The following is a 20,798-nucleotide window of genomic DNA, read 5'->3' as shown; positions in this document are numbered from 1 at the left end:
AGGGTTGCGCCCGACCTCGGGCCGGAGGCTGTCTTGCAGGCTGTCCGGTGGACAGACTGAAGCCGGAGGGATGCGGTAGCATCGAGGGAGCACGCAGTGCGCCCTCCCCGTGGGGGAGGTCGGGCGCGGCCCGAGGCGGGGCCTCGGGCTTGCAGTTAAGCGAGAGGATTATGTTTTGAACTTAAAATCGATGTATTTCTCGGGGTGTCTAGCGAGTTCAGTAATGATCACATCGTAGTAGATAGGTGGACCTGACTTGAAGTTCTCACGGATGTAGCTTTGTGCCAGTTCGTATTGCTGGAATGTCTTGATCGCACCCATAGAAACACGACCTTTAAAGATTGGAACTCCAATTATTTTTTTGACCAACGGTGTCAGTGAATACTTGTCTAACGGTGCATCGACTCGTTGCAGGAGGTTATCGTCCAATTGTTCCAAAGCTGCTAAAGCCTTTAAAGACAGGTCAAAGAGTTTAAGGACCTTGCACTGAAATGCTTCTTTTTCGGCCGGTTTACCTTTGTTAGGGTCAGTGTAGGAGAAGTGCTCGGAAACCCTTTTTGCGAAACAGAACTTGCGCTTCCAGCGCTCTTCTGTGCCGGGTATCTCCGTCAGGTTCAAAAGCTTGGTTTTGAGGTCCATTTCTTTGAAAGCGCGATTATACGTATCGGATGGTTGTCGAATGCCGGCGAATGAACGATAGGTATCGCCGATTACTCCATAACCTCTGTAATATTCTGCTCCTCCTTTGTTTTTCCAATTCTGAATCATTTGTTGGCGAACCTTGTCAGGGACGTCATCGAGCGCCATTGTAATGCCGCCCACGATCGCTTTCTCAAACATCCAACTCCTCCACGAACTTCGCGTTCTCCTGAATGTACTGAAAGCGCAACTCCGGCTTTTTGCCCATCAGGCGCTCGACCAGATCGCCGGTTTCGCCCGGCATGTCCTCGTCGATGCTCACGCGGATGAGCTTGCGGGTTTTCGGGTCCATCGTGGTTTCCTTGAGGTCTTTGGCGTCCATCTCTCCCAGACCTTTAAAGCGGCTGACGTCGATCTTGCCTTTGCCGCCCAAGCCCTTTTCCAGCCATGTCTCTTTTTCCGCCTCGTCGAGGCAGTAGACGCGTTTGGCCCCTTGGGTCAGGCGGAAGAGCGGCGGGCAGGCGAGGTAGAGGTGCCCGCCATCGATCAGCGGGCGCATCTGGGTAAAGAAAAACGTCATCAGGAGCGAGGCGATGTGGGCCCCGTCCACGTCGGCGTCGGTCATGATGATGATCTTGTCATAGCGCAGGTCATCAAGGTTGAACTTGGTGCCCATGCCGACGCCGAGCGCTTCGCACAGATCGTTGATCTCGGCGTTGGTGCCCAACTTGGAGGAGGCCGCGCCCAGTACGTTGAGGATCTTGCCCTTGAGCGGCAGCAGCGCCTGCGTCTCACGGTTGCGCGCACCCTTGCCTGAGCCGCCCGCTGAGTCGCCTTCGACGATGAAGAGTTCGGTGCCGGCGCGGTCCTTTGACGTACAGTCGGTCAGCTTGCCGGGCAGGCGCAGTTTCTTGGTGGCGGATTTGCGGGCGGTTTCCTTTTCCTGACGACGGCGCAGGCGCTCTTCGGCGCGCAGCACGAGGAAGTCGAGGATGGCACCGGCGGACTTCGTATCGGCTGCGAGCCAGTTGTCGAAGTGGTCGCGCACCGCGCCTTCGGTCATCTTCTGCGCGGCCTCGGTCGAGAGGCGGTCTTTGGTCTGGCCGACAAAGGCGGGATCGGCGATGAAGCAGGAGACCAGCGCGCAGCCGCCCGAGATCAGGTCTTCGCGGGTGATCTGGGCGGCCTTGCGATTGTTGGAAAGCTCGCCATAGGCCTTGATGCCCTTGAGGATCGCGGCCCAGAAGCCGGCGACATGGGTGCCGCCTTCGGGAGTGGGGACGGTGTTGCAGTAGGACTGGATGAAGCCGTCGCGCGAGGGCGTCCAGTTGATCGCCCATTCGACCTTGCCTGCCTGACCGAATTTCTCTTTGAAATCGACGGTGCCGGCAAAGGGGGCATCGGCGTAGGTGGTGGCGGTGCCGAGGGTTTCGCCCAGATAGTCGGACAGGCCGCCGGGGAAGTGGAAGGTTGCCTCGGTCGGGGTCTCATTGTCGTCGATGGCGGATTTCCAGCGAATTTCGACGCCGGAGAAGAGATAGGCCTTGGAGCGGATGGAATTGAACAGCCGCGCAGGCTTGAAGCGGTGGGAGCCGAAGATGTCGGCATCCGCGTGGAAGGTGACGGTGGTGCCGCGCCGGTTGGGGGCATGCCCCACCTTTTCAACCGGCCCCAGCGGCAGGCCGCGCGAAAAGCGCTGTTCGAAAAGTTCTTTGTTGCGGGCGACCTGCACGACCATGCTGTCCGACAGGGCATTGACCACGGACGCGCCGACGCCGTGCAGACCGCCGGAGGTCTCGTAGGCCTTGCCGGAGAATTTGCCGCCCGCGTGCAGGGTGCACAGGATCACCTCGAGCGCGGATTTGTCGGGGAACTTGGGGTGCGGGTCGATCGGGATGCCGCGGCCGTTGTCGCGGATGGTGACGGCGTAGTCCGCGTGCAGTTCGACCTCGATCCGCGTGGCGTGGCCCGCGACGGCCTCGTCCATGGAGTTATCCAGCACCTCGGCCACGAGGTGGTGCAGGGCACGTTCGTCTGTGCCGCCGATGTACATGCCGGGGCGTTTGCGCACCGGTTCGAGCCCCTCGAGAACCTCGATGGAAGAAGCATCATAGTCCGTGGGCTCTGCTTGCGTGGACAGAAGGTCGCTCATACCGCTGCTCTTTTTTGTTTGTTTCACCCAGAGTACGGCAGAGCAGCAGGGGGGAGCAAGCCTGCATTCGTTAATGCAGGTGACGTCGGGGGCATAAAAAAGCCCGGGCCGTGGTGGCCCGGGCGTTGTGGTGTCAGATGACAGCGTGGTGTCAGCTTTGTTTGCTGCGCAGGCGGCGCATCGCGCCAAGACCGCCCAGACCGGCAATCAGCATCCAGCCTGCGGCAGGCAGTGGCACCTACGGCGTTGTTGGCAGATCGATGCTGATGTCTTCGTTCAACTCACCAAGAAACAGGAAATCCTGTGTGCCCGAGCCGCCGACCCAACCTTCGCCGACGTAAAGCTCGTCGTTGGTGTTGGGGTCACGGTTGGAATCCTCGGTGAAGTAGAAGTAGACGCCATCGCCGCGGGCTTTCGCGCCAAGCGAAATTGATGTTCCCGTTTCGGAAATCGAACCGGAGCCGTTTCCGGTTTCGTCCAGAAACAGACCGCCGCCCAGATCGGTCAGCATGTCCATCGTATAGCTGACGGTCCACAGAGTGCCGAAGAGGCGGGTTGCGCCATCCGTGTCGAAGCCCAGGCTTTCCCGCATGGTGCCGCTGATTTCAGCTGTTTTTGCAACATCATCATAGCTCAGCGTGGCGGAGGCGCCGTTCTCGAATGAGAAGAACTTGTTGGAGTCATCCAGCCGCAGACCGTAATCGTAGCCGTTGCCTGTTTCCGATCCGTCCGGATTGTCGAAAAGGTCGTAAACATATGTCGCGGAAGTGGCAGCCGTGGCAGATATTGCCAACAGGGCGCTTGTTGCTGCCTATATCACCAGCGCCTTTACTTTTATAGTCATTTTAAATCCCTCGAAGACTAGTTACCCGCACAGTGTAACAAATCCGGACGCCATAAGGCACTGATTTGTAACGCTTTTGTCAAACTTTTGACACATTCATGTATCGGGCGAATGCGGGCACAAATCTGCATTTTAAAACAGCTCTGACATGCGTTTGCTGTGCTCTGGCGACACAGTTTCCGCGATTGTTTCCATTACAGCGTCAGTGCAGCGCGGGCCGCTCATTCTTTCGGAAGGCACGGCGGTGCGATTGTCCGGAAAAACGCGAATCTGTGGTTATTCGCCTTTGCGCAGGGTTTCGAAGGTAAGGCCCTTGGCGGTGCGCTCGGCAAATCCGGTCCAGTAGGTGTGATCCTCTGTTGGGTTGGCCTCTTCATCCAGCGCCATCACGCCATCGTCCGCGTGCACGATCAGGTCGAAATAGGGTCTGCGCGATACGTCGCCCTTGAGGTGCAGATCCATAAAGGCGGTGGCAAAGTGCTGCGCGATATTATTCATGCGCACCGAGTCCCAGACCGGATCAGCGTAGTGGTCGAACGGCACGAAATCGAGGGTTTCGACCGGTTGCCAGCTTTCGAGAGGTGCAGGCATCGGGGCGGCGGCATTGTGGTTGGCGTTTTCGAATGTCAGCAGGTGCCGGTCTGTGCCGGTGCTTTCGGCAAAGATTGTGCGGATTGCCTCGTAGACGGACACATCGTCTGACCCGCCGGCCATGAGCATGGTTGGCACACGCAGGCCGGCAAGCCCGTCGACATCCCAGAACCCCGCGTTACGCCCCCATGGTCCGATGGCAATGATGCCGCGCACGCGGGGGTCGAACAGGTCTTCGTGGCTTTGCGAGCCGGCAAGGTGACGCTGCAGCAATCCGTTCGGCGTGCCCCAGCTGTATTCGGTGGATGCCTGCGTGACACCAGCCCCGCCAAATACCAGCGCGCCGTACCCGCCCATGGAATAGCCGATCACACCCACGCGGCTGCTGTCGATAATGGCCCCAAGGTCGTCATCGCGTTCGGCCATGTGGTCGATGACAAATCGCTGGTCAAGCGGTCGGTTCAGCAACGTCGAGCCGAAGGCAGCCTGATCGGCATAGGTGCTGTCGGTGTGATCGATAGAGAGCGCGACATAACCCTTGGAGGCGAGATTTTCGCCCAGGTGGGACATCAGGTATCGGTTGCCGGGATAGCCATGGCTGATCACCACGAGCGGATAGCGTTCGCCTTCGACAGGGGCGGCATCGCGGATCGCGCGCCCGGTAAGGGTCACCGGCGTCTGCCCGTCACGCAGAAACGTTGTGTAGGTGCCGCGTTCATCGCTGCCCTCGGCCGCGGGGTACCAGACTTCGACGGTGAGAGGGCGGTCGTAGCGTGGCACCTCATCACCATTAATAGAGATCACGTCAATCTGGTTGGGATTGACCATCGAGAGTGTCTGTACGCCGACTGGCAACAAGCCGTAGTCGGCCAGTTCGGGTGCATCGGGGCGTATCTGGTCTATGGGATTTGCGCTAGCAGCCGAGGCCAATATGCCCGCCGCGACAGCGGCCATTGTGTTTGGTGTCTTCATCTTCGGGCTCCGCCTAAAGGACGCTCTCCCCAGCCTTCTTGCGCTCAAGTTGACAGGTTTTTTCAAAATTTCAAGAAGTTATGCCGATGCAGGCTCTGACTGCGCTGGTCGCCTGGATGCAACCACTGGTTGGTACTGCTAAAAAAACAGGCGCAGTGATCCGTCAAGTCTTTCGCTTGGCGAAGTGCAGGCGTATGGCAAGGATATGCAGGCAACGCTGACATACCCCGGCCATGTGCGCGCGATTCTGACATTGGGTGTCCCGCTGATTGGTGGGCATCTGGCGCAGATGGCTATTGGCGTGACCGATACGCTGATGCTTGGGCGCTATAGTGTCGATGCGTTGGCGGCGGTGACGCTGGGGTCGACATATTTCTTTGTGCTGTTCATTTTCGGGTCGGGCTTTGCCTGGGCGGTGATGCCCATGGTGGCGTCTTTTGCGGCCGAGGGCGACGACACCGGGTTGCGCCGGGCCACACGCATGGGGTTGTGGCTGAGTTGCGTATTTGCGGTGGTCTCGCTGCCGCTTATGATCTGGTCTGACCCGATCCTGCAGCTTATGGGGCAGGGCGAGAGCGTGGCGCGTGACGCCAGCGTCTACTTGCGGATTGCGGGGTTCGGGATATTTCCGGCGCTGCTGGTCATGGTGCTGAAATCCTATCTGGCCGCGTTGGAGCGTACACAGGTGGTATTGTGGATCACCGTGCTGGCTGCCGTTGTCAACGCGTTGGTCAACTATGCGCTGATCTTTGGCAATTGGGGCGCGCCGGAGCTTGGCATCAAGGGGGCGGCGATTGCGTCTGTCGTCACGCAGGTTGTATCGCTTTTGGGCACGATCGTTTATGCCCGTTTGGCCTTGCCCGAACACGCCCTGTTTCAGCGCCTGTGGCGTGTTGACGGGCAGATGATGTGGCAGGTTTTCCGGTTGGGTGTGCCGATCGGGTTGACCGCTTTGTCCGAAGTGGGCCTTTTCGCCGCCTCGGCCGTAATGATGGGCTGGCTGGGGACGGTGCCTCTGGCGGCGCATGGCATCGCGGTGCAATTGGCCTCGGTCACCTTTATGGTACACCTCGGGCTGTCGAACGTGGCCACGATCCGCGCAGGCAATGCCTATGGCCGCAACGATCCCGGGCATATGCAGCGCGGCGCACTTACGGTGACATGGATGTCACTGTCTTTTGCGGTGGCGACGATCATCGTCTACGTATCCGTGCCCGAGCCGCTTATCCTGTTTTTCATGAATGACACGGACCCACAGCGCGTGGAAATCCTTGCGATCGGGGTGGGGCTTTTGGCGATGGCTGCGCTGTTTCAACTGGTAGACGGCGCGCAGGCGGTTGCCTTGGGCCTGCTGCGCGGTGTGCAGGACACCAGCATCCCCATGGTCATGGCTGCCTTCAGCTACTGGGTGGTCGGGGTGCCGTGTTCGTATCTCTTCGGGTTCACGCTGGGGCTTGAGGGCATTGGCGTCTGGCTGGGTCTGTCGTTGGGGCTGGCCTTGGCGGCCGTTTTGCTGTCGGTGCGCTTTTGGATGGTGATCCTGCGCGGGTTGCGGGCGGCGCCTGCCTGACGGCTTCTATTGATTTTGCCTGCTGTCGCCGCGTAGCCTAGTGAGAACATACAAGGCGCACAGCCGGGGGGTATGAGATGCTGAAAGACCAATACGACAACGATCTGAGCACGGCAGAGCCGGCGGCGCGCGATGCCTATGTCGATGGGCTGGACCTGATCCTTTCGGGGCGGTCCGGCGTGCAGGATGCCTTTGCCCGTGCGGTGGCCGCTGACGAGGGTTTCGCGCTGGGCTGGGTGGCGCTGGGTCGGGCGCAGCAATATGCCGACGACATGGCGGGCGCACGCGCGTCTGTTGCCCGTGCGCAGGACTGTGCGGCGGGGCTGACAGATCGCGAGGCCTCTCATCTGAATGCCTTTGCGCTTTTGTTCTCTGGGCAGGTGCCGGCGGCCTATGCGGCGATCCGCGCCCATGCCGAAGTCTGGCCCCGCGACGCGCTGGTGGCGCAGACCTGTTCTTCGGTCTTTGGTCTCATCGGGTTTTCCGGACAGCCGGGGCGCGAGGCTGAAACGCTGGCTTTTGTGGCGGGGCTGCTGCCGCACTATGGCGAGGACTGGTGGATCATCAGCCAATACGCTTTTGCACTGTGTGAAACGGGCAATCTGGCCAAGGCCGATCAGGTGATCGACCGGGCACTGGCGCTGAACCCCGATAGCGCCCACAGCGCGCATGTGCGCTCGCATGTCACCTACGAGATGGGCGAGACTGCGGCGGGGCGCGCCTATCTGGCAGACTACATGGCCGGGTATGATCCGGGCGGCGTGCTGTTTACGCATCTTAACTGGCACGAGGCGCTCTGGGCGCTGGAGCAGGGCGATCTGGCGACCATGTGGGCGAAGGTTGACGGTGCCGTGGCACCGGAGGCCGGATCCTCCAGCCCGGCGATCAACATCCTGACCGACACGGCCGCAATCCTGCACCGCGCCACGATGGCGGGTGTCGAGGTTGATCAGCACCGGTGGCGCAGCGTCAGCGAATACGCCAGCGAGAAGTTTCCCATGCCGGGGCTTGGTTTTGTCGATGTCCATGCTGCGCTGGCCCACGCCATGGCCGGGCGCGACGACGCTTTGGAAAAGATCATCAGCGCCCCGGCGGGGCCTATTGCCGATCTGCTGCCTGACTTCGGTCTGGGTTTTCGTGCGGTGGCCGCCAAAGACTGGGCAGGTGCGGCGCGGCATCTGACCCGTGCCATGGGTGATCTGGCCCGTATGGGCGGCAGCCGCGCGCAGCGCGACATGGTTGAACAGACCCTGCTGACCGCCCTGATCAAGCAGGGCAAAACCGAAGCCGCACGCGACATCGCGGCGCTGCGCCGTCCACTATTGTCGGCGGCGATAGCCGCTTAGAGGCTTGCGGCCCGCGCCGAGCCGCACAAGCGCATCACAAAAGCCGTGGCGCAGCGCGTCGCATAGCTGTGCCGCGCGAACCGGGTCGATGCTGTCGCACCATCGCGTGCCCGCCATGTAGAGTTCGGCGCTTACTTCGATCTGCACGGCGTAAATCCGGCGCTCGGGGCTCGAATATCCGCGTGTGATCCACCCCGTCGTGTCAGGTCCGGCCAAGTCGCAGGTAAAGCGGCCACTGGCGCTGATGCCGGTTTTCAGCCAGTCTGCGATGTCCTGCAAGACCGGATTCTGCGTCGGGGTGGCAACGAAAATACCGGTGCCGGATGCGGCCACATGCTGGCTTGGATGCCGTGTCTGAAAACTGGCGAGTACCGCATACCCGTGCCGCGCGCGCACCCGCGCGATCTGTGCACGCAGCGCTGCATGAAAGGGCGCGTAGAACAGCGCGCGCCACTGCACCGCCTCTGCCATGGTCGGCGGCCTGTGCCAAAGCGGATGCCCGTCGCGTGTCGTGGTCGGCACCACGCCGATCCGCTCAGCCGCCGGCGCATCGGCGTGCGAGGGGTCTGGCGTATTGACGTCGCAAACACATGGATGAAACTGCGCCGTTACCAGCGATATGTCTTGGCACATGGCACGCACCACCTGATCGAGACTGGCGTTGGCAGGGTCGGCAAGGTCGAGATCGGGCATCATCCGGTCGCGGATCAGCTGTGGGATGTGCTGACCGGACCGGGGCAAGGCGATCACAAGGGGGCCATCGCCCAAGGCAACTTTTATCGGCATGCGGCCACCGTGGTTATTGCTCTGCTCCGGCAGGCATACCCGACAGGGCGCTAAGGTGGATTTACGTCAGCGTTCGGTGGCGGGCGCGTGTGCGAAAGGGGTGTGCAGCGCGCGGTCTACAAGTTCGAGGTGGTCCTGTCCGTAGAACATGTCCCCGTCTACCCCATAGGTGGGAGAGCCGAACAGCCCAAGAGCGATCGCATGTGCCGTGTTTTGTGCGTGGATCGCCTGAACCTGTGGCGACAGCGCCGCCTGCATCAAGGCGGTCCCGTCCTGACCCAGCGCATCGGCCAGCGCGACCAGCGTGTCGGGGTCCGCCATATCGGCGTCATCGCGCCAGTGCGCTTGCAGGATGGCACGCGACAGCGCATCCGCATCCGTGCCGGTCTCTTGCGCGGCGATGATCATGCCGTTGCCGGGGCCCAGTGGATTGTCATGATAGGTCGGGCGGCGCGGCAGGATCGGAAGGCCGCGGTATTCTGCCCAGCGGGCCAGTTCGCGTCCGAAAAAATAGGCAACATGTGCCGCGCTACGGTCACGAAAAGCGGGGCTGCCCGCGGCGTCGAGCACCGGGTTCAGATCAATGGGGCGGTGAATGATCCGAGCGCCGTGTTCCGTGGCGATATCCTGCAGCCGCCATGCCCCCAGATAGGCATAGGCAGAGTGGCAGCTGTAGAAATAATCGATTTTTTTCATTGGCTTAAATCTGATTTGCCAAGGCCCGCGCATCGCGGGCCATCATCGCGATAATGTCGCGCCAGCGATGCAGGTTTCCGGGGTTTGACGCGTTGCCATCCAGTCCGCGCCGATAGACGCCCTGCAGGATTGCGAGCAAGCGGAAGTAGGAAAAGACCACATAAAACTCCCAGTTGTCGGGCCGGTTTATCCGGCGCCGCGTGCAGTAGGTTTCGACATAGGCGTCTTCGCTGGGCAGGCCGATCGTATCGCGGCTCAATCCGCCCAAACCGCGAAAGTCACCCTTGTAGGGCAGGCGCCAGTGCATGCACTGGTAAGCGAGATCCGCGAGCGGATGCCCCAGTGTCGAGAGTTCCCAGTCCAGCACAGCGCGGACGCGCAGCGTCTGGGGCGTAAAGATCATGTTGTCGATGCGATAGTCGCCGTGCACGATGCTGCTGGCGCCGTCGTCGGCCACCATATGTTCGGCCAGCCATGCCATCAGCCAGTCGGCATCGGGCAGCGGTTCGGTCGCGGCCTGACTGTACTGGCCGGACCATCGGGTGACCTGCCGTTCAAAGTAGTTGCCCGGTTTGCCGAAATCCGACAGCCCGACGGCGGCAGGGTCGACGTTGTGCAGCGCGGCAAGGACCGCGTTCATCGCGTCGTAGATGCGCGCGCGTTGCGCATTGTCAAACTCGGGCAGAGCGGGATCCCAGTAAATCTGCCCATCCACCATTTCCATGACCATGAACTGCGTGCCAAGCGGGGTTGTTTCCCCTGAAAGGTGCAGGACACGGGGCACAGGGACGTCTGTTTCGGCCAACGCGCGCATGACACGGAATTCGCGATCCACCGCATGGGCTGATTTCAGCAGCTTGCCCGGCGGTTTGGCGCGCAGAACGAAAAGGTTCGGTCCGCTGGTCAGCCGGTATGTGGGGTTCGACTGCCCGTCGGAAAACTTTTCAAAGGCGTCGAGCGTGTCAAAGCCGTCGACATGGGCGTTCAGGTAGGCCTCAAGTTCGGCATGGTCGTAGGTGTGCACGCGTTTCTCCCTTGCTTGCCCCATGGACATTGCCTGCTGATCTAAGCAAGTCTGGGCGCAAGACGAAACCCCGAAGATCGCCAGCAGGGAGGTGCAGCAATGGACATGAATTTTGGGATGCGCGCCGAGAACCGCGCGCTGCTGGACCGGGTCGCCACGATGATCCGCGACGAGGTCATGCCGATGGAGGCCGAATACCACGCCGAAATCGCCAAGGGGGACCGCTGGGCCTACACCGAACGGCAAGCGGAAATTCTTGAAGGGCTGAAGGCAAAGGCAAAGGCCGAGGGGCTGTGGAACTTCTGGCTGACGGACAGTGAACGCGGGTTTGGCCTCAGCACGGTGGAATATGCCTATTTTGCCGAAGAGATGGGGCGCACGCCTTTGGGGGCCGAGGTATTCAACTGCTCGGCGCCGGATACGGGCAACATGGAGGTGTTCGAGCGTTACGGTACGGATGCGATGAAGGCGCAGTGGCTGTCTCGGCTACTGGAGGGCGAAATCAGGTCCGCTTACCTGATGACCGAGCCCGACGTGGCGTCGTCGGATGCCACCAATATCTCGATGTCCTGCGTGCGCGACGGCGACACCTATGTGCTGAACGGCGAAAAGTATTGGGCGAGCGGGGCGGGTGACCCGCGCTGTGCTGTGTACATCGTGATGGTGCGGACGGGAGGCGAAGACGCGCCAAAACACAAACGTCATTCGATGATCGTGGTGGACGCCAAAACACCGGGGATCGAAATTCTGCGCCCGATGATGGTGTTTGGTCACGACGATGCGCCGCACGGGCATATGCACATCCGCTTTACCGATGTGCGGGTGCCTGCGGAAAACATGCTCTTGGGCGAGGGTCGCGGTTTCGAGATCGCGCAGGGAAGGCTGGGGCCGGGGCGGATTCACCACTGCATGCGGTCGGTCGGGCAGGCAGAAGCAGCGCTGGAGCTGATGTGCCGCCGATCTTTGCAAAAAGAGGCCTTTGGCAAACCGCTGGCGCATCTGGGGGCAAATTTCGACATCATCGCCGAGTGCCGTCAGGAGATCGAGATGGCCCGGCTGTTGTGTCTCAAAGCCGCGTGGATGATGGATCAGGGGGATGCGCGCGCCGCAGCCCCATGGATCAGCCAGATCAAGGTTGTCGCCCCCCGCATGGCGCTCAAGGTTTTGGACGAGGCGATGCAGATGCATGGCGGGCAGGGGATCAGTCAGGATACCCCGCTGGCGATGGCGTGGACGTGGCAACGCGCATTGCGCTTTGCGGACGGGCCGGACGCGGTGCACCGCCGGCAAGTCGCCCGTACGGAGTTGCGAAAATACACGCAGGAAAAGATTTAATAAATTTATATCAATGACTTGGGTGTTTTCGATGTCTTGATGTCGGCAATGGAATTGCCGCGTCAGGTCATCCGGGTTCGACGCCCAAAGCCTCCAGTTGCTTGCCGATCCGGTCAAGCAGCTTGTCGGAAAAGACCATCGCCTCCTTGAACTTGGCGACGGTGAAATTGGGATAGTATTGCATCAGCGTCTTGCAGGTTGCCTCTGCCTCGGCGAGGCGACCGGCCCCCAAAAGGGCCGCTGCATGGTTGCGCAAGACCCAGACTGCGTTGGGCCGTTCCTGCATCGCGCGGTCGAAATATTCCGCCGCGCCTACGTCATCTCCGGCAACCTGACGGGCGCTGCCCAGACCCACGAGGTTGTTGAAGTTGATCGGGTCCAGAGGACTGAGCCGAATGGCACGTTGAAAATATTGCTCCGCTTCGTCTGCCCGATCTGCATAGACGGCAAGCCATCCCAGACGGCTCAAGGTCCACGCGGCGTTCGGGTCAAGTTGTAATGCACGTTCCAGCAAAACCCGCGCGGCCCCGTAATTGCGGGCAAACGTGTGGACCGTGCCGAGTATGGTCAGGATGAGCGGGTCTTCAGTCGAATTATTGGCCGCTGATTCCGCAAGCGCCAGCGCCTTGTCACGGGCGGCCTTTGTGTCATCGACCCATGTGTAAACCGAATGCTGCGCCCAGCACCATGCCGCCAGCGCACGTGCCAGCGGGTAGGTCTCGTCGATTTCCATCGCCTTGGACAAAAGCTCCAGCGCTTTTGTCGCGGCGTCCTGTTCCAGCTGCCAGACGTGGGGCAGGGAACGCATGGTATAGTCATAGGCGCCCAGATCCTGCGGGCGTTTGCGTTTGGAACGTTCGACCTCGGCCAGCCGGATCGACGGCTGCATGGCACCTGCCACCTGTTCGGTGATCTTGTCCTGCAAGTCAAAGATGTCGTCCAGCGCGCCATCGTATTTTTCGGCCCACAGATGCGCACCGTTGGAGGTGTCGATCAGCTGGACAGTGATGCGCAGCCGGTTGCCGGATTTTTGCACCGACCCTTCCAGCACATAGGCCACGCCCAACTCGCGCCCGATCTGCTGAACGTTGGTGGCGCGGCCCTTGTAAGCAAAGGCCGAATTGCGGGCGATGACGAAAAAACTGCGGATGCGCGACAGGGTTGCGGTAATTGCCTCGACCACTCCGTCGGCAAAATACTCCTGATCCGGGTCGCCGGACATGTTGTCAAAGGGCAGCACCGCGATAGAGGGTTTGTCAGGCAGGTCAGGGGCGGCTGCACCGGTGGGCGGGGACACCGGCGTGTCGCGTGCCCAAAGATGGATATGCACCGGCTCTGAAATGTTTTTCAGCGTGTGGCGCCCGCCATCATCAAACAGCGTTTCGAACCGGCTGGCGGCGTACTCGAATGCCCGCCCGCTCAGCGCAACACCACCCGGCGGCGCCACTTCCTGCAAGCGGGCCGCGATGTTGACCCCGTTGCCGTATATGTCGCTGCCTTCGCGAATGATTTCGCCCACATGCACGCCGATGCGCAGGGCGATGTGAGACAATGCTTCGCTTTTGGAAATCTCCTGCTGCACCGCCATGGCGCAATCCACGGCATCCACGACCGAGCCATACTCGACCAGCGCACCGTCACCCATGAGTTTGACGATGCGCCCGCGATGCGCGTTCACACGCGGCGCAAAGACTTTCTGGTGCAGGTCTTTCAGCGTGCGCAGTGTACCCTCTTCGTCCGCGCCCATCAGTTGCGAAAAGCCCGCGACATCTGCGCAAAGCACAGCGGCGAGTCGGCGGTCCGCACGATCTGTAGTCATAGGATTTTTTGCCGTTTCTAAAATAGCTTTGCGCAAATCTCTCGTGCGTCAGCTTAACACGCAAGGATTTGTCCAAGGCAAGCATTGTTTTGCGTTGTTTTCATGGGCAAGACGGCGCCGTGCGCGTATTTGCGCTTGCAAACGGCGTGATTTGGCGCTCAGGCTATCGGCCATGCGTGCGCCTGTGATCGATAATCTGCAATACGCCAACTTCTCGCCGGAGATTTTTTCCCAGATGCGGTCGGGCGGCGTTGATGCGGTTCACGTGACGATCGCCTATCACGAAACCTTTCGCGAGATGGTGCTGAACCTCGAGCAGTGGAACCGCTGGTTCGAGGCGCATACGGACCTGATTTTCAAGGGATCGACCGGCGAAGACGTGCGTCGCGCGCAGCAAGAAGGGCGCACGGCGGTGTTTTTCGGGTTTCAGAACCCCAGCCCGATCGAAGACGACATCGGCCTTGTCGAGATTTGCCATCAGCTTGGCATCCGGTTCATGCAACTGACCTATAACAACCAGTCCCTCTTGGCGACAGGATGCTACGAGGATGACGACACGGGCCTGACGCGCATGGGCAAGCAGGTGGTGGCCGAAATGAACAGGGTCGGTCTGGTGGTGGACATGTCGCATTCCGCCGAGCGTTCGACACTGGAGGCGATCGAGCATTCGACGCGGCCTGTCGCCATCACGCATGCCAACCCGCATTGGTGGCATCCCGCATTACGCAACAAATCCGACCGCGTCTTGACCGCGCTGACGCAGGCGGGCGGGATGCTTGGGTTTTCGCTTTACCCCCATCATCTGAAAGACGGCAGCGGCTGCACCTTGGGCAGCTTTTGCGCGATGATCGAAGAGGCTGCCGGGCGCTACGGGGCCGAGCACCTCGGCCTTGGCAGCGATCTTTGCCAGAATCAGCCCGACAGCGTGGTCGAATGGATGCGGGTCGGGCGTTGGTCAAAGGTGGTTGACTACGGCGAAGGCTCTGCCGCCGCGCCCGGCTTTCCGCCCATGCCGGACTGGTTCGCGGACAACCGCGATTTTGGCAACATTCGCGACGGGCTATTGCAGACCAGCCTGAACGAAGCCGAGGTGGATGGCATCATGGGCGGCAACTGGTTGCGTTTTTACGACGAGAGCTTTGGCCCGGTATGAAGGACGTATTGGATATCCCGCAGGCACCGCTGCGCCCGCCGTCGGATGTCATGCGGCTGGCGCGGATGGGCGCAATGTTTCCCACGCGGCTGTCGTTTCTGCGCGTACTTACGCGGGCGCTGGCACGCGAAGGCGCGACAGTTACCCGTCCGGTCTGGCGCATGGATGGTGACGGATACGGCCATGCGGTCTACGCCATCCCCTTTGGCGGTCATGTCTATTCGCTGGTTGCGGTGACACAGGCGCTGGCCCCGCAGGACCGCACGGATCGGGTCATCGCGACGCGGTGGGACAGCGCTTATGTGCTTTACGATGGCGTACCGGATGACGCCGAGATAGCCCGCATCATAGCCTCGGCACCGCAACAGGAGGCCGCGCGCTTTACCGAACGCGATCTGGTGCTGAGCCGCGCCAACAAGTCGGTCCGCCTGTTTTCCCACGTGGTCGACAGCCTGCGGGCCGGGCGCCAGCCGGATGCCGACCTGATCCGGGCCACAGGATACCTGATGCGCACGACGGCGGTTTACGGCAATGGCAAGTTCGGCATTGCTGACCGTGCCGATTTTGCCGCACGTCCGGGCATGGGCGGGCCGTTCGCGGCAGAGATGCTGACTGTCTGGCTCATCCGGCACTTTACCCACGATCTCGTGGAGTTTCTGGGCGGCGCGCCGCTGGACCGGCACCTCAAGCGCTATCTGGGCATTGGCAATTCCACCGGGCTTGGCATGGCGCCGTTTCTGGTCAACCATCCGGTTTTGCTGAACAATTGGGTGATCGCGCGCGAAACGGCGCTGGCACGGGTGGCGGCATTGGACACGCTGTGTGACAAGGACGCGGCACGGCTCGAAGCTTTGGCTGACAGGGCCGCCCGGCATCTGGCCGAATGGCAGGTGCCGGACCCCGCGCATCAGGCGCGCATTGACCGGTTGCGCGCGGATTGGGCCGAAATTGCCACCGGCATCACCCAAGACCGGCTGACCGAACCCGACGCGGTCACAACCCTGCTGGACCGCGCGCAGGCAGGCAGCCTCGATCTGCAGGAACTGCTTGTGGCGCTCCTGCTGGAACCCTTCGGCGACCTCGTCGACGGGCTGGCCGACTGCATGTCAGACCCGTTTGGCGCGCGCGTTATGCCCTTCCGCGACACCAAGGCCATTTCCAAGGCCATTGCGCGCGATTGCGACTGGGCGCTTCGCCCGCAATATCATGACATCGCCCAATGCCGGCAGTTCTGGTATGTCAGCGCCGCCAAGCAGGAGCCGCGTCTGGGGGACCGCTTTCTCGAAACGGGTGCCGAACTGGAAAGCCCGCTGGATATCGGCCGGCGTATCAAGGCGCTCAATGACGACCTGCCGTCGCGCGCCGAACCGGTCTCGACCTTTCTGGCGCGTCACCCCGAACATGCGCTCGCAGTCGCGCGGGTCGCGGGGGCTGCGACATATCCCTACGGTGAAATCCGCGACAACCTGATTGCGGAAACCTGCCTGCCCATCGACATGCTGCGCTGCAAGCTGTCGTTTTTCGGGGCGTCCAAGTTCGATCCCAAATCGGACCGCTGGACAAGGATCACACTTTGTCAGGGGGCACCGCTGGCAGATGAACTGGATGAGAGGGCCGATGACTGGTGGTTGCCGGTCTTTCAAGCATGAGCTTTTCCGTCACCGAGATCAGCGCGCTCGCCACCAAGGCGGCGCGGGGCGCGGGTGCACCGGCGGGTCAGGCTGCGCGCTTTGGCCCCGTTGCCGCGCGGCACATGCAGGCAGGTCGGGACGCCAAGGTACTGACACTGGCGCTCGACGCGCTGCCGTGCGGGCCCATCATCGATCTGCCGCGTACGCTTGACGCCGCGCTGACGCGCGCCGCGCCGCTTGTTCAGGCCGATCCTTTGCTGCAAAGCTATCTCGATGTTCTGCCGTTTCTCGCGACTTATCAAGATGATAGCGGAAGGCTTGAGGTCGACAGGCAAAGACCCGCGCCCGTTCATACCGGTCGTATCCGCGGGTACGCTGCGCTGATCGCTCAGATGGAACAGCTTGCCGCACGCACCTTTGTACCGGACAGCGCCGCGTCACGCGAAGCCGGCGCAGGCGCCGGACTTACAGACAACGACTAGTCAAACGGCGGCGCGTCATAGCTGACATGCGCAAGATAAAGCCCCTGCGGCGGGCACACCGGACCACAGGCCGCACGGTCGCGCGCTTCCAGTGCCGCCGCCACATCTACCGCGTTCCAAGCACCTGCGCCCACGCGTTCGAGCGTGCCGACAAAGCTGCGCACCTGATTGTGCAGAAAGGATCGCGCACGCACATCGAAATGCACCTCCGGCCCCCACGTACCCGTCACGGCGCGCACATCCAGACGGTCCAGCGTTTTTACCGGGCTTTCGGCCTGACAGATGGTCGAGCGGAAGGTGGTAAAATCATGCCGCCCGACCAGCCTGTCTGCGGCGGCCTGCATCGCCTGCACGTCCATTTTCTGTTTGACCTGCCACACAAGTCCGGCCAGATGGGTCGCGGGTGCGCGACGGCAGAGCATCCGGAAATGATACTGCCGCTGGGTGGCGGAAAAGCGGGCATGCCAGTCATCTGCGACCTCGGCACAGGCCGTGATTGCTACAGGCGCTGGCTTGATATGATAATTCAGCGCTTCGGACAGGCGAAACGGCTCCCACGCGTGGTCCAGATCGCAATGAGCGACCTGCCCGGTGGCATGTACGCCGGCATCTGTGCGCCCTGCCGCAGCGATGGTGCGCGGGCCGGGCGCGATTTTGGTCAGCGCCGCTTCGATCGCGCCCTGAACGCTGGGCTGATCCTTTTGCCGTTGCCAGCCGGCAAAGGGCGCTCCGTGATATTCGACTTTGAGGGCGTAGCGGGGCATGGCGCAGGCCTCTAGCCTGCATGGGCGCGCCAGTCAAATGGCTTTGAGGTACTGGTATGCGCGCACGCGGCGTCTTATGTTCGTTTCAAGGAAGACGCTTGGGGCAGAACACTTTGGTTATCTCTACACTTGCCGATACGGTGCTGCGCCAGGTTGAAAATGTGCAAGACGCCATGGCGGAAACCCTGTTCGAGCCGGTGATCCGTGTCGGTGTGACCGGGTTGGCCCGGTCGGGTAAGACCGTGTTTATCACATCGCTGGTGGCCAACCTCATGGACCGCGGGCGCATGCCGCATCTGGTCGCTGCTGCTGAAAACCGCATCGAGGCGGCGTTTTTGCAGCCGCAACCCGATGACACGGTGCCGCGGTTTGATTTCGAATCGCATCTGAATGATCTGACCGCACCGGTCCCGCGCTGGCCCGACAGCACGCGCGCGGTGTCCGAGTTGCGCCTGTCGCTGCGGGTGCGTCGAACCGGTTTGCTTGCGGGCGTGCAGGGGCCGCGCACCATCCATGTGGACATCATAGACTATCCCGGCGAGTGGCTGCTTGATCTGGCGCTGTTGGACAAAAGCTATGATGACTGGTCGCAAGAGACCTTGGCGCGCGCGCAGGCACGGCCCGAGGCGGCGGCGTTTCTGGATGGTCTTCCGGCTCTGGACAGCGAGGCGACGCTGGACGAGCCACAGGCCAAAGCGCTGGCGGCGCGGTTTACGGCCTATCTGAACGCAGCGCGTGACGCGGGCTATTACGACTGCACGCCGGGACGGTTTTTGCTGCCAGGCGATCTGGAGGGGTCGCCGGTACTGACCTTTGCGCCGCTGCCCGGGTCGGGCACCGGCTCGCGCGGCAGCCTGCGGCGCGAAATGGCACGGCGTTTCGAGGCCTACAAACGCTCGGTTGTCCGGCCATTTTTCCGCGATCACTTTGCGCGCATCGATCGTCAGGTCGTGCTCGTCGACGCATTGGGAGCGATCCACAAAGGGCCCCGTGCGGTTGAAGATATGCGCCGGGCAATGGCGGATATTCTTGGCGCGTTCAAACCCGGTCGCAATGCGTTTCTGACACAGCTTTTCGCGGGAAAGCGGGTGGAAAAGATCCTGTTTGCAGCAACCAAGGCCGATCACCTCCATCACCGCCAGCATGAAAAGCTGACGGCGATCATGACGGCGCTGCTGCGTGGCGCGGAGGACCGCGCGCGCTTTGCCGGGGCCCAGGTCGAGGCGATGGCGCTTGCGTCACTCCGCGCCACGACCGAAGACACGATCACGCACGAGGGCCAGCAACTGGACGTGGTGCGCGGCACCTTGCTGGAAACGGGCAAACAGGCGGCCTTCTACCCCGGTGATCTGCCGCAAGACCCCGCCCAGCTTTTGTCGCCGGCGCGCGACGGGGCAGAGACCTGGCTCGATCAGGACTACCGTGTGATGAATTTCGCACCTTCCGTTCTAAGTTTGCGGCCCGGCGATGGCCCGCCGCACATCCGGCTTGATAAGGCGGCGCAATTCCTTCTAGGGGATAAGTTATGACGGAAGTGATCATAACCCCCGCGCGCAGCCTCGATGCAGGCGCCGTCGGCAATATCCTGTCGGTGTCCAATGACGAGATGCCATGGCTGCCCCGTGTGCACTCCGCCGCCGAAGAAATCATGTACGCGGGCGATATGATCGACGCGGGCTGGGTGCGCGTCGCCAAGATTGACGGCCGCGTGGTCGGCTTCATCGCACGTCACGAAGAGCGCGTGCACGCGCTTTACGTTTTGCCCGAAGCGCAGGACAAAGGCGTGGGCACAGCCCTGCTGCAGGACGCCAAGGCGTGTTGCGATACGCTGCGGCTGTGGAGTTATCAGGCCAACGGGTCTGCCACGCGGTTCTACGGGCTGCGCGGATTTATCGAAATTGACCGGACGGACGGGGCGGAAAACGAGGCGGGTCTGCCGGATATCCACTTTGAATGGACGCGGGTGCAGGGCTGATGGCCAAGGGACCCGTGCTCATAGATATTGAACCGGACGCGCCGGTGGTGTCACCAGCCGACGCACCTCCCGTCCCCGACACGGGGCCCGCGCCCGATGCCGTGCAGGGGCGTGCAATGCAGCGCGCAGCACGGCTTGCCGCTTTGCGCCCTTCGCGGCTTGCGCGCTGGTTCTGGGGGCTGGGCGCGGCCTCAATCGGGGCAATCGCCTCCATCGCCGCATGGGATTATCTGACCGGGCTGGTGTCGCGCAATGCCTATCTCGGCTGGGGTGTGACCGCCCTTCTGGGGGCTTTTCTCGCGGTGCTGATGGTCATCTGCTTTCGCGAACTTGCCGCGCTGGGCCGTCTGTCGCGTGTGGATGGGCTGCGCCGTGCCGCCGATACCGCGCTGGCTGAAAACGACCTGACCGCCGCGCGCGATGTCTGCGACCGGCTGACCGGTCTTTACCGGGGGCGCGAGGATACCCGTTGGGGGCGTGACCGGTTTGCCGAGTTGCGCGGCGACCAACTGGACGCGGCAAGCCTGATGGGCCTTGCCGATGCCGAGCTTCTGGCGCCGCTGGACCGCGAGGCCTCGCGCGAGGTTGAGGCGGCCGCGCGGCAGGTGGCCACGGTCACTGCGCTGGTGCCGCTGGCGCTGGCGGATGTCGCGGCGGCGCTGACGGCGAACATGCGCATGATCCGGCGCGTGGCCGAAGTCTATGGCGGGCGTTCGGGTACGCTGGGCAGCTGGCGGCTTACCCGCGCGGTACTCAGCCACATGGTCGCGACCGGTGCGGTTGCTGTTGGCGATGACATGCTTGAGCCGGTGCTCGGCGGATCCATCGTTGGCAAGCTCTCGCGGCGCTTTGGCGAAGGGCTGGTAAACGGTGCCCTGACGGCGCGGGTCGGGGTGGCCGCGATGGAGGTATGCCGCCCGCTGCCCTTTGCTCCGGGCAAGCGGCCAAAGATACGCGAACTTGTCGCGCGCAGCCTGAGCGGTATCGTAACGTCTGGTAAGGCGTGACCGCGATGCCGG

19 protein-coding genes are annotated in these 20,798 nt (G+C 61.9%); 9 read left to right on the top strand and 10 right to left on the bottom strand.

The features are described from left to right. Positions 1 to 168: 168 nt before the first annotated feature. The 5 genes from AC2D8V_RS10185 to AC2D8V_RS10165 form a co-directional block, all read right to left on the bottom strand. Positions 169 to 840 (bottom strand): hypothetical protein, encoded by a 672-nt coding sequence (locus AC2D8V_RS10185; RefSeq protein WP_484733415.1) that lies wholly within the window; start codon positions 838 to 840, stop codon positions 169 to 171. Next, entirely contained in the window at positions 833 to 2,791 is a 1,959-nt protein-coding gene (parE, locus tag AC2D8V_RS10180; protein WP_484733414.1) for a DNA topoisomerase IV subunit B, read from the bottom strand. The genes AC2D8V_RS10185 and parE overlap by 8 nt, the downstream gene beginning before the upstream one ends. Before the next feature lie 151 nt (positions 2,792 to 2,942). After that, positions 2,943 to 3,029: a VPLPA-CTERM sorting domain-containing protein gene (locus AC2D8V_RS10175; RefSeq protein WP_484733894.1), complete on the bottom strand. Its 87-nt coding sequence runs from the start codon at positions 3,027 to 3,029 to the stop codon at positions 2,943 to 2,945. Then, complete coding sequence (locus tag AC2D8V_RS10170) at positions 3,030 to 3,584, bottom strand: hypothetical protein (RefSeq protein WP_484733413.1); 555 nt, start codon at positions 3,582 to 3,584, stop codon at positions 3,030 to 3,032. 327 nt (positions 3,585 to 3,911) lie between these two features. Then, positions 3,912 to 5,198: an alpha/beta hydrolase family protein gene (locus tag AC2D8V_RS10165; protein WP_484733412.1), complete on the bottom strand. Its 1,287-nt coding sequence runs from the start codon at positions 5,196 to 5,198 to the stop codon at positions 3,912 to 3,914. A gap of 205 nt (positions 5,199 to 5,403) precedes the next feature. Between AC2D8V_RS10165 and AC2D8V_RS10160 the strand changes: the two genes are divergently transcribed. Both AC2D8V_RS10160 and AC2D8V_RS10155 read left to right on the top strand, forming a co-directional pair. Next, the gene (locus tag AC2D8V_RS10160; protein ID WP_484733411.1) at positions 5,404 to 6,768 is read left to right on the top strand and encodes an MATE family efflux transporter; all 1,365 of its coding nucleotides are present in this window, start codon (positions 5,404 to 5,406) and stop codon (positions 6,766 to 6,768) included. A 77-nt stretch (positions 6,769 to 6,845) separates the two neighbouring features. Beyond that, a complete protein-coding gene (locus tag AC2D8V_RS10155; protein WP_484733410.1) occupies positions 6,846 to 8,114 on the top strand; it encodes a tetratricopeptide repeat protein in 1,269 nt (422 codons plus the stop codon). Here AC2D8V_RS10155 and AC2D8V_RS10150 read toward each other — a convergent pair. From AC2D8V_RS10150 to AC2D8V_RS10140, 3 genes are all read right to left on the bottom strand, one after another. Beyond that, entirely contained in the window at positions 8,088 to 8,900 is an 813-nt protein-coding gene (locus AC2D8V_RS10150; protein ID WP_484733409.1) for an N-formylglutamate amidohydrolase, read from the bottom strand. The two genes, AC2D8V_RS10155 and AC2D8V_RS10150, sit on opposite strands and share 27 nt — an antisense overlap. Positions 8,901 to 8,966: 66 nt before the next feature. After that, positions 8,967 to 9,596, bottom strand: coding sequence for a DsbA family protein (locus AC2D8V_RS10145; RefSeq protein WP_484733408.1), 630 nt, complete (start codon positions 9,594 to 9,596; stop codon positions 8,967 to 8,969). A 4-nt stretch (positions 9,597 to 9,600) separates the two neighbouring features. Next, positions 9,601 to 10,620 carry a phosphotransferase family protein gene (locus AC2D8V_RS10140; protein WP_484733407.1) on the bottom strand — a complete coding sequence of 340 codons (1,020 nt, stop codon included), beginning with the start codon at positions 10,618 to 10,620 and terminating at the stop codon, positions 9,601 to 9,603. A gap of 99 nt (positions 10,621 to 10,719) precedes the next feature. Between AC2D8V_RS10140 and AC2D8V_RS10135 the strand changes: the two genes are divergently transcribed. After that, positions 10,720 to 11,955, top strand: coding sequence for an acyl-CoA dehydrogenase family protein (locus AC2D8V_RS10135; RefSeq protein WP_484733406.1), 1,236 nt, complete (start codon positions 10,720 to 10,722; stop codon positions 11,953 to 11,955). Positions 11,956 to 12,022: 67 nt separating this feature from the next. Here the strand turns inward: AC2D8V_RS10135 and AC2D8V_RS10130 are convergent, their stop codons facing one another. After that, on the bottom strand, positions 12,023 to 13,774 hold the full coding sequence (locus tag AC2D8V_RS10130; protein WP_484733405.1) for a tetratricopeptide repeat protein: 1,752 nt from the start codon (positions 13,772 to 13,774) through the stop codon (positions 12,023 to 12,025). Positions 13,775 to 13,946: 172 nt separating this feature from the next. On the opposite strand from AC2D8V_RS10130, the gene AC2D8V_RS10125 reads away from it, so the two are divergent. Genes AC2D8V_RS10125 through AC2D8V_RS10115 form a run of 3 tightly spaced genes read left to right on the top strand, consistent with a single transcriptional unit; the run spans position 13,947 to position 17,040 of the window. Beyond that, positions 13,947 to 14,927, top strand: coding sequence for a membrane dipeptidase (locus AC2D8V_RS10125; RefSeq protein WP_484733404.1), 981 nt, complete (start codon positions 13,947 to 13,949; stop codon positions 14,925 to 14,927). Beyond that, the gene (locus AC2D8V_RS10120; RefSeq protein WP_484733403.1) at positions 14,924 to 16,576 is read left to right on the top strand and encodes a hypothetical protein; all 1,653 of its coding nucleotides are present in this window, start codon (positions 14,924 to 14,926) and stop codon (positions 16,574 to 16,576) included. Before AC2D8V_RS10125 ends, AC2D8V_RS10120 begins: the two co-directional genes overlap by 4 nt. Next, positions 16,573 to 17,040 carry a hypothetical protein gene (locus tag AC2D8V_RS10115; protein ID WP_484733402.1) on the top strand — a complete coding sequence of 156 codons (468 nt, stop codon included), beginning with the start codon at positions 16,573 to 16,575 and terminating at the stop codon, positions 17,038 to 17,040. Before AC2D8V_RS10120 ends, AC2D8V_RS10115 begins: the two co-directional genes overlap by 4 nt. On the opposite strand, the gene truA is transcribed toward AC2D8V_RS10115, so the two are convergent. Continuing rightward, positions 17,037 to 17,804, bottom strand: coding sequence for a tRNA pseudouridine(38-40) synthase TruA (gene truA, locus AC2D8V_RS10110; RefSeq protein ID WP_484733401.1), 768 nt, complete (start codon positions 17,802 to 17,804; stop codon positions 17,037 to 17,039). The genes AC2D8V_RS10115 and truA overlap by 4 nt on opposite strands. A gap of 113 nt (positions 17,805 to 17,917) precedes the next feature. On the opposite strand from truA, the gene AC2D8V_RS10105 reads away from it, so the two are divergent. From AC2D8V_RS10105 to AC2D8V_RS10095, 3 genes are read left to right on the top strand one after another with little or no spacing between them, the layout of a single operon-like run. Beyond that, positions 17,918 to 19,333 carry a YcjX family GTP-binding protein gene (locus AC2D8V_RS10105; protein ID WP_484733893.1) on the top strand — a complete coding sequence of 472 codons (1,416 nt, stop codon included), beginning with the start codon at positions 17,918 to 17,920 and terminating at the stop codon, positions 19,331 to 19,333. Continuing rightward, on the top strand, positions 19,330 to 19,779 hold the full coding sequence (locus AC2D8V_RS10100; RefSeq protein WP_484733400.1) for a GNAT family N-acetyltransferase: 450 nt from the start codon (positions 19,330 to 19,332) through the stop codon (positions 19,777 to 19,779). Before AC2D8V_RS10105 ends, AC2D8V_RS10100 begins: the two co-directional genes overlap by 4 nt. Beyond that, positions 19,779 to 20,786 carry a YcjF family protein gene (locus AC2D8V_RS10095; protein WP_484733399.1) on the top strand — a complete coding sequence of 336 codons (1,008 nt, stop codon included), beginning with the start codon at positions 19,779 to 19,781 and terminating at the stop codon, positions 20,784 to 20,786. Before AC2D8V_RS10100 ends, AC2D8V_RS10095 begins: the two co-directional genes overlap by 1 nt. Positions 20,787 to 20,798 lie beyond the last annotated feature (12 nt).

Source organism: Roseobacter sp. YIN89 (assembly GCF_057219365.1).
This window is presented reverse-complemented; position numbering and strand designations above follow the sequence as displayed.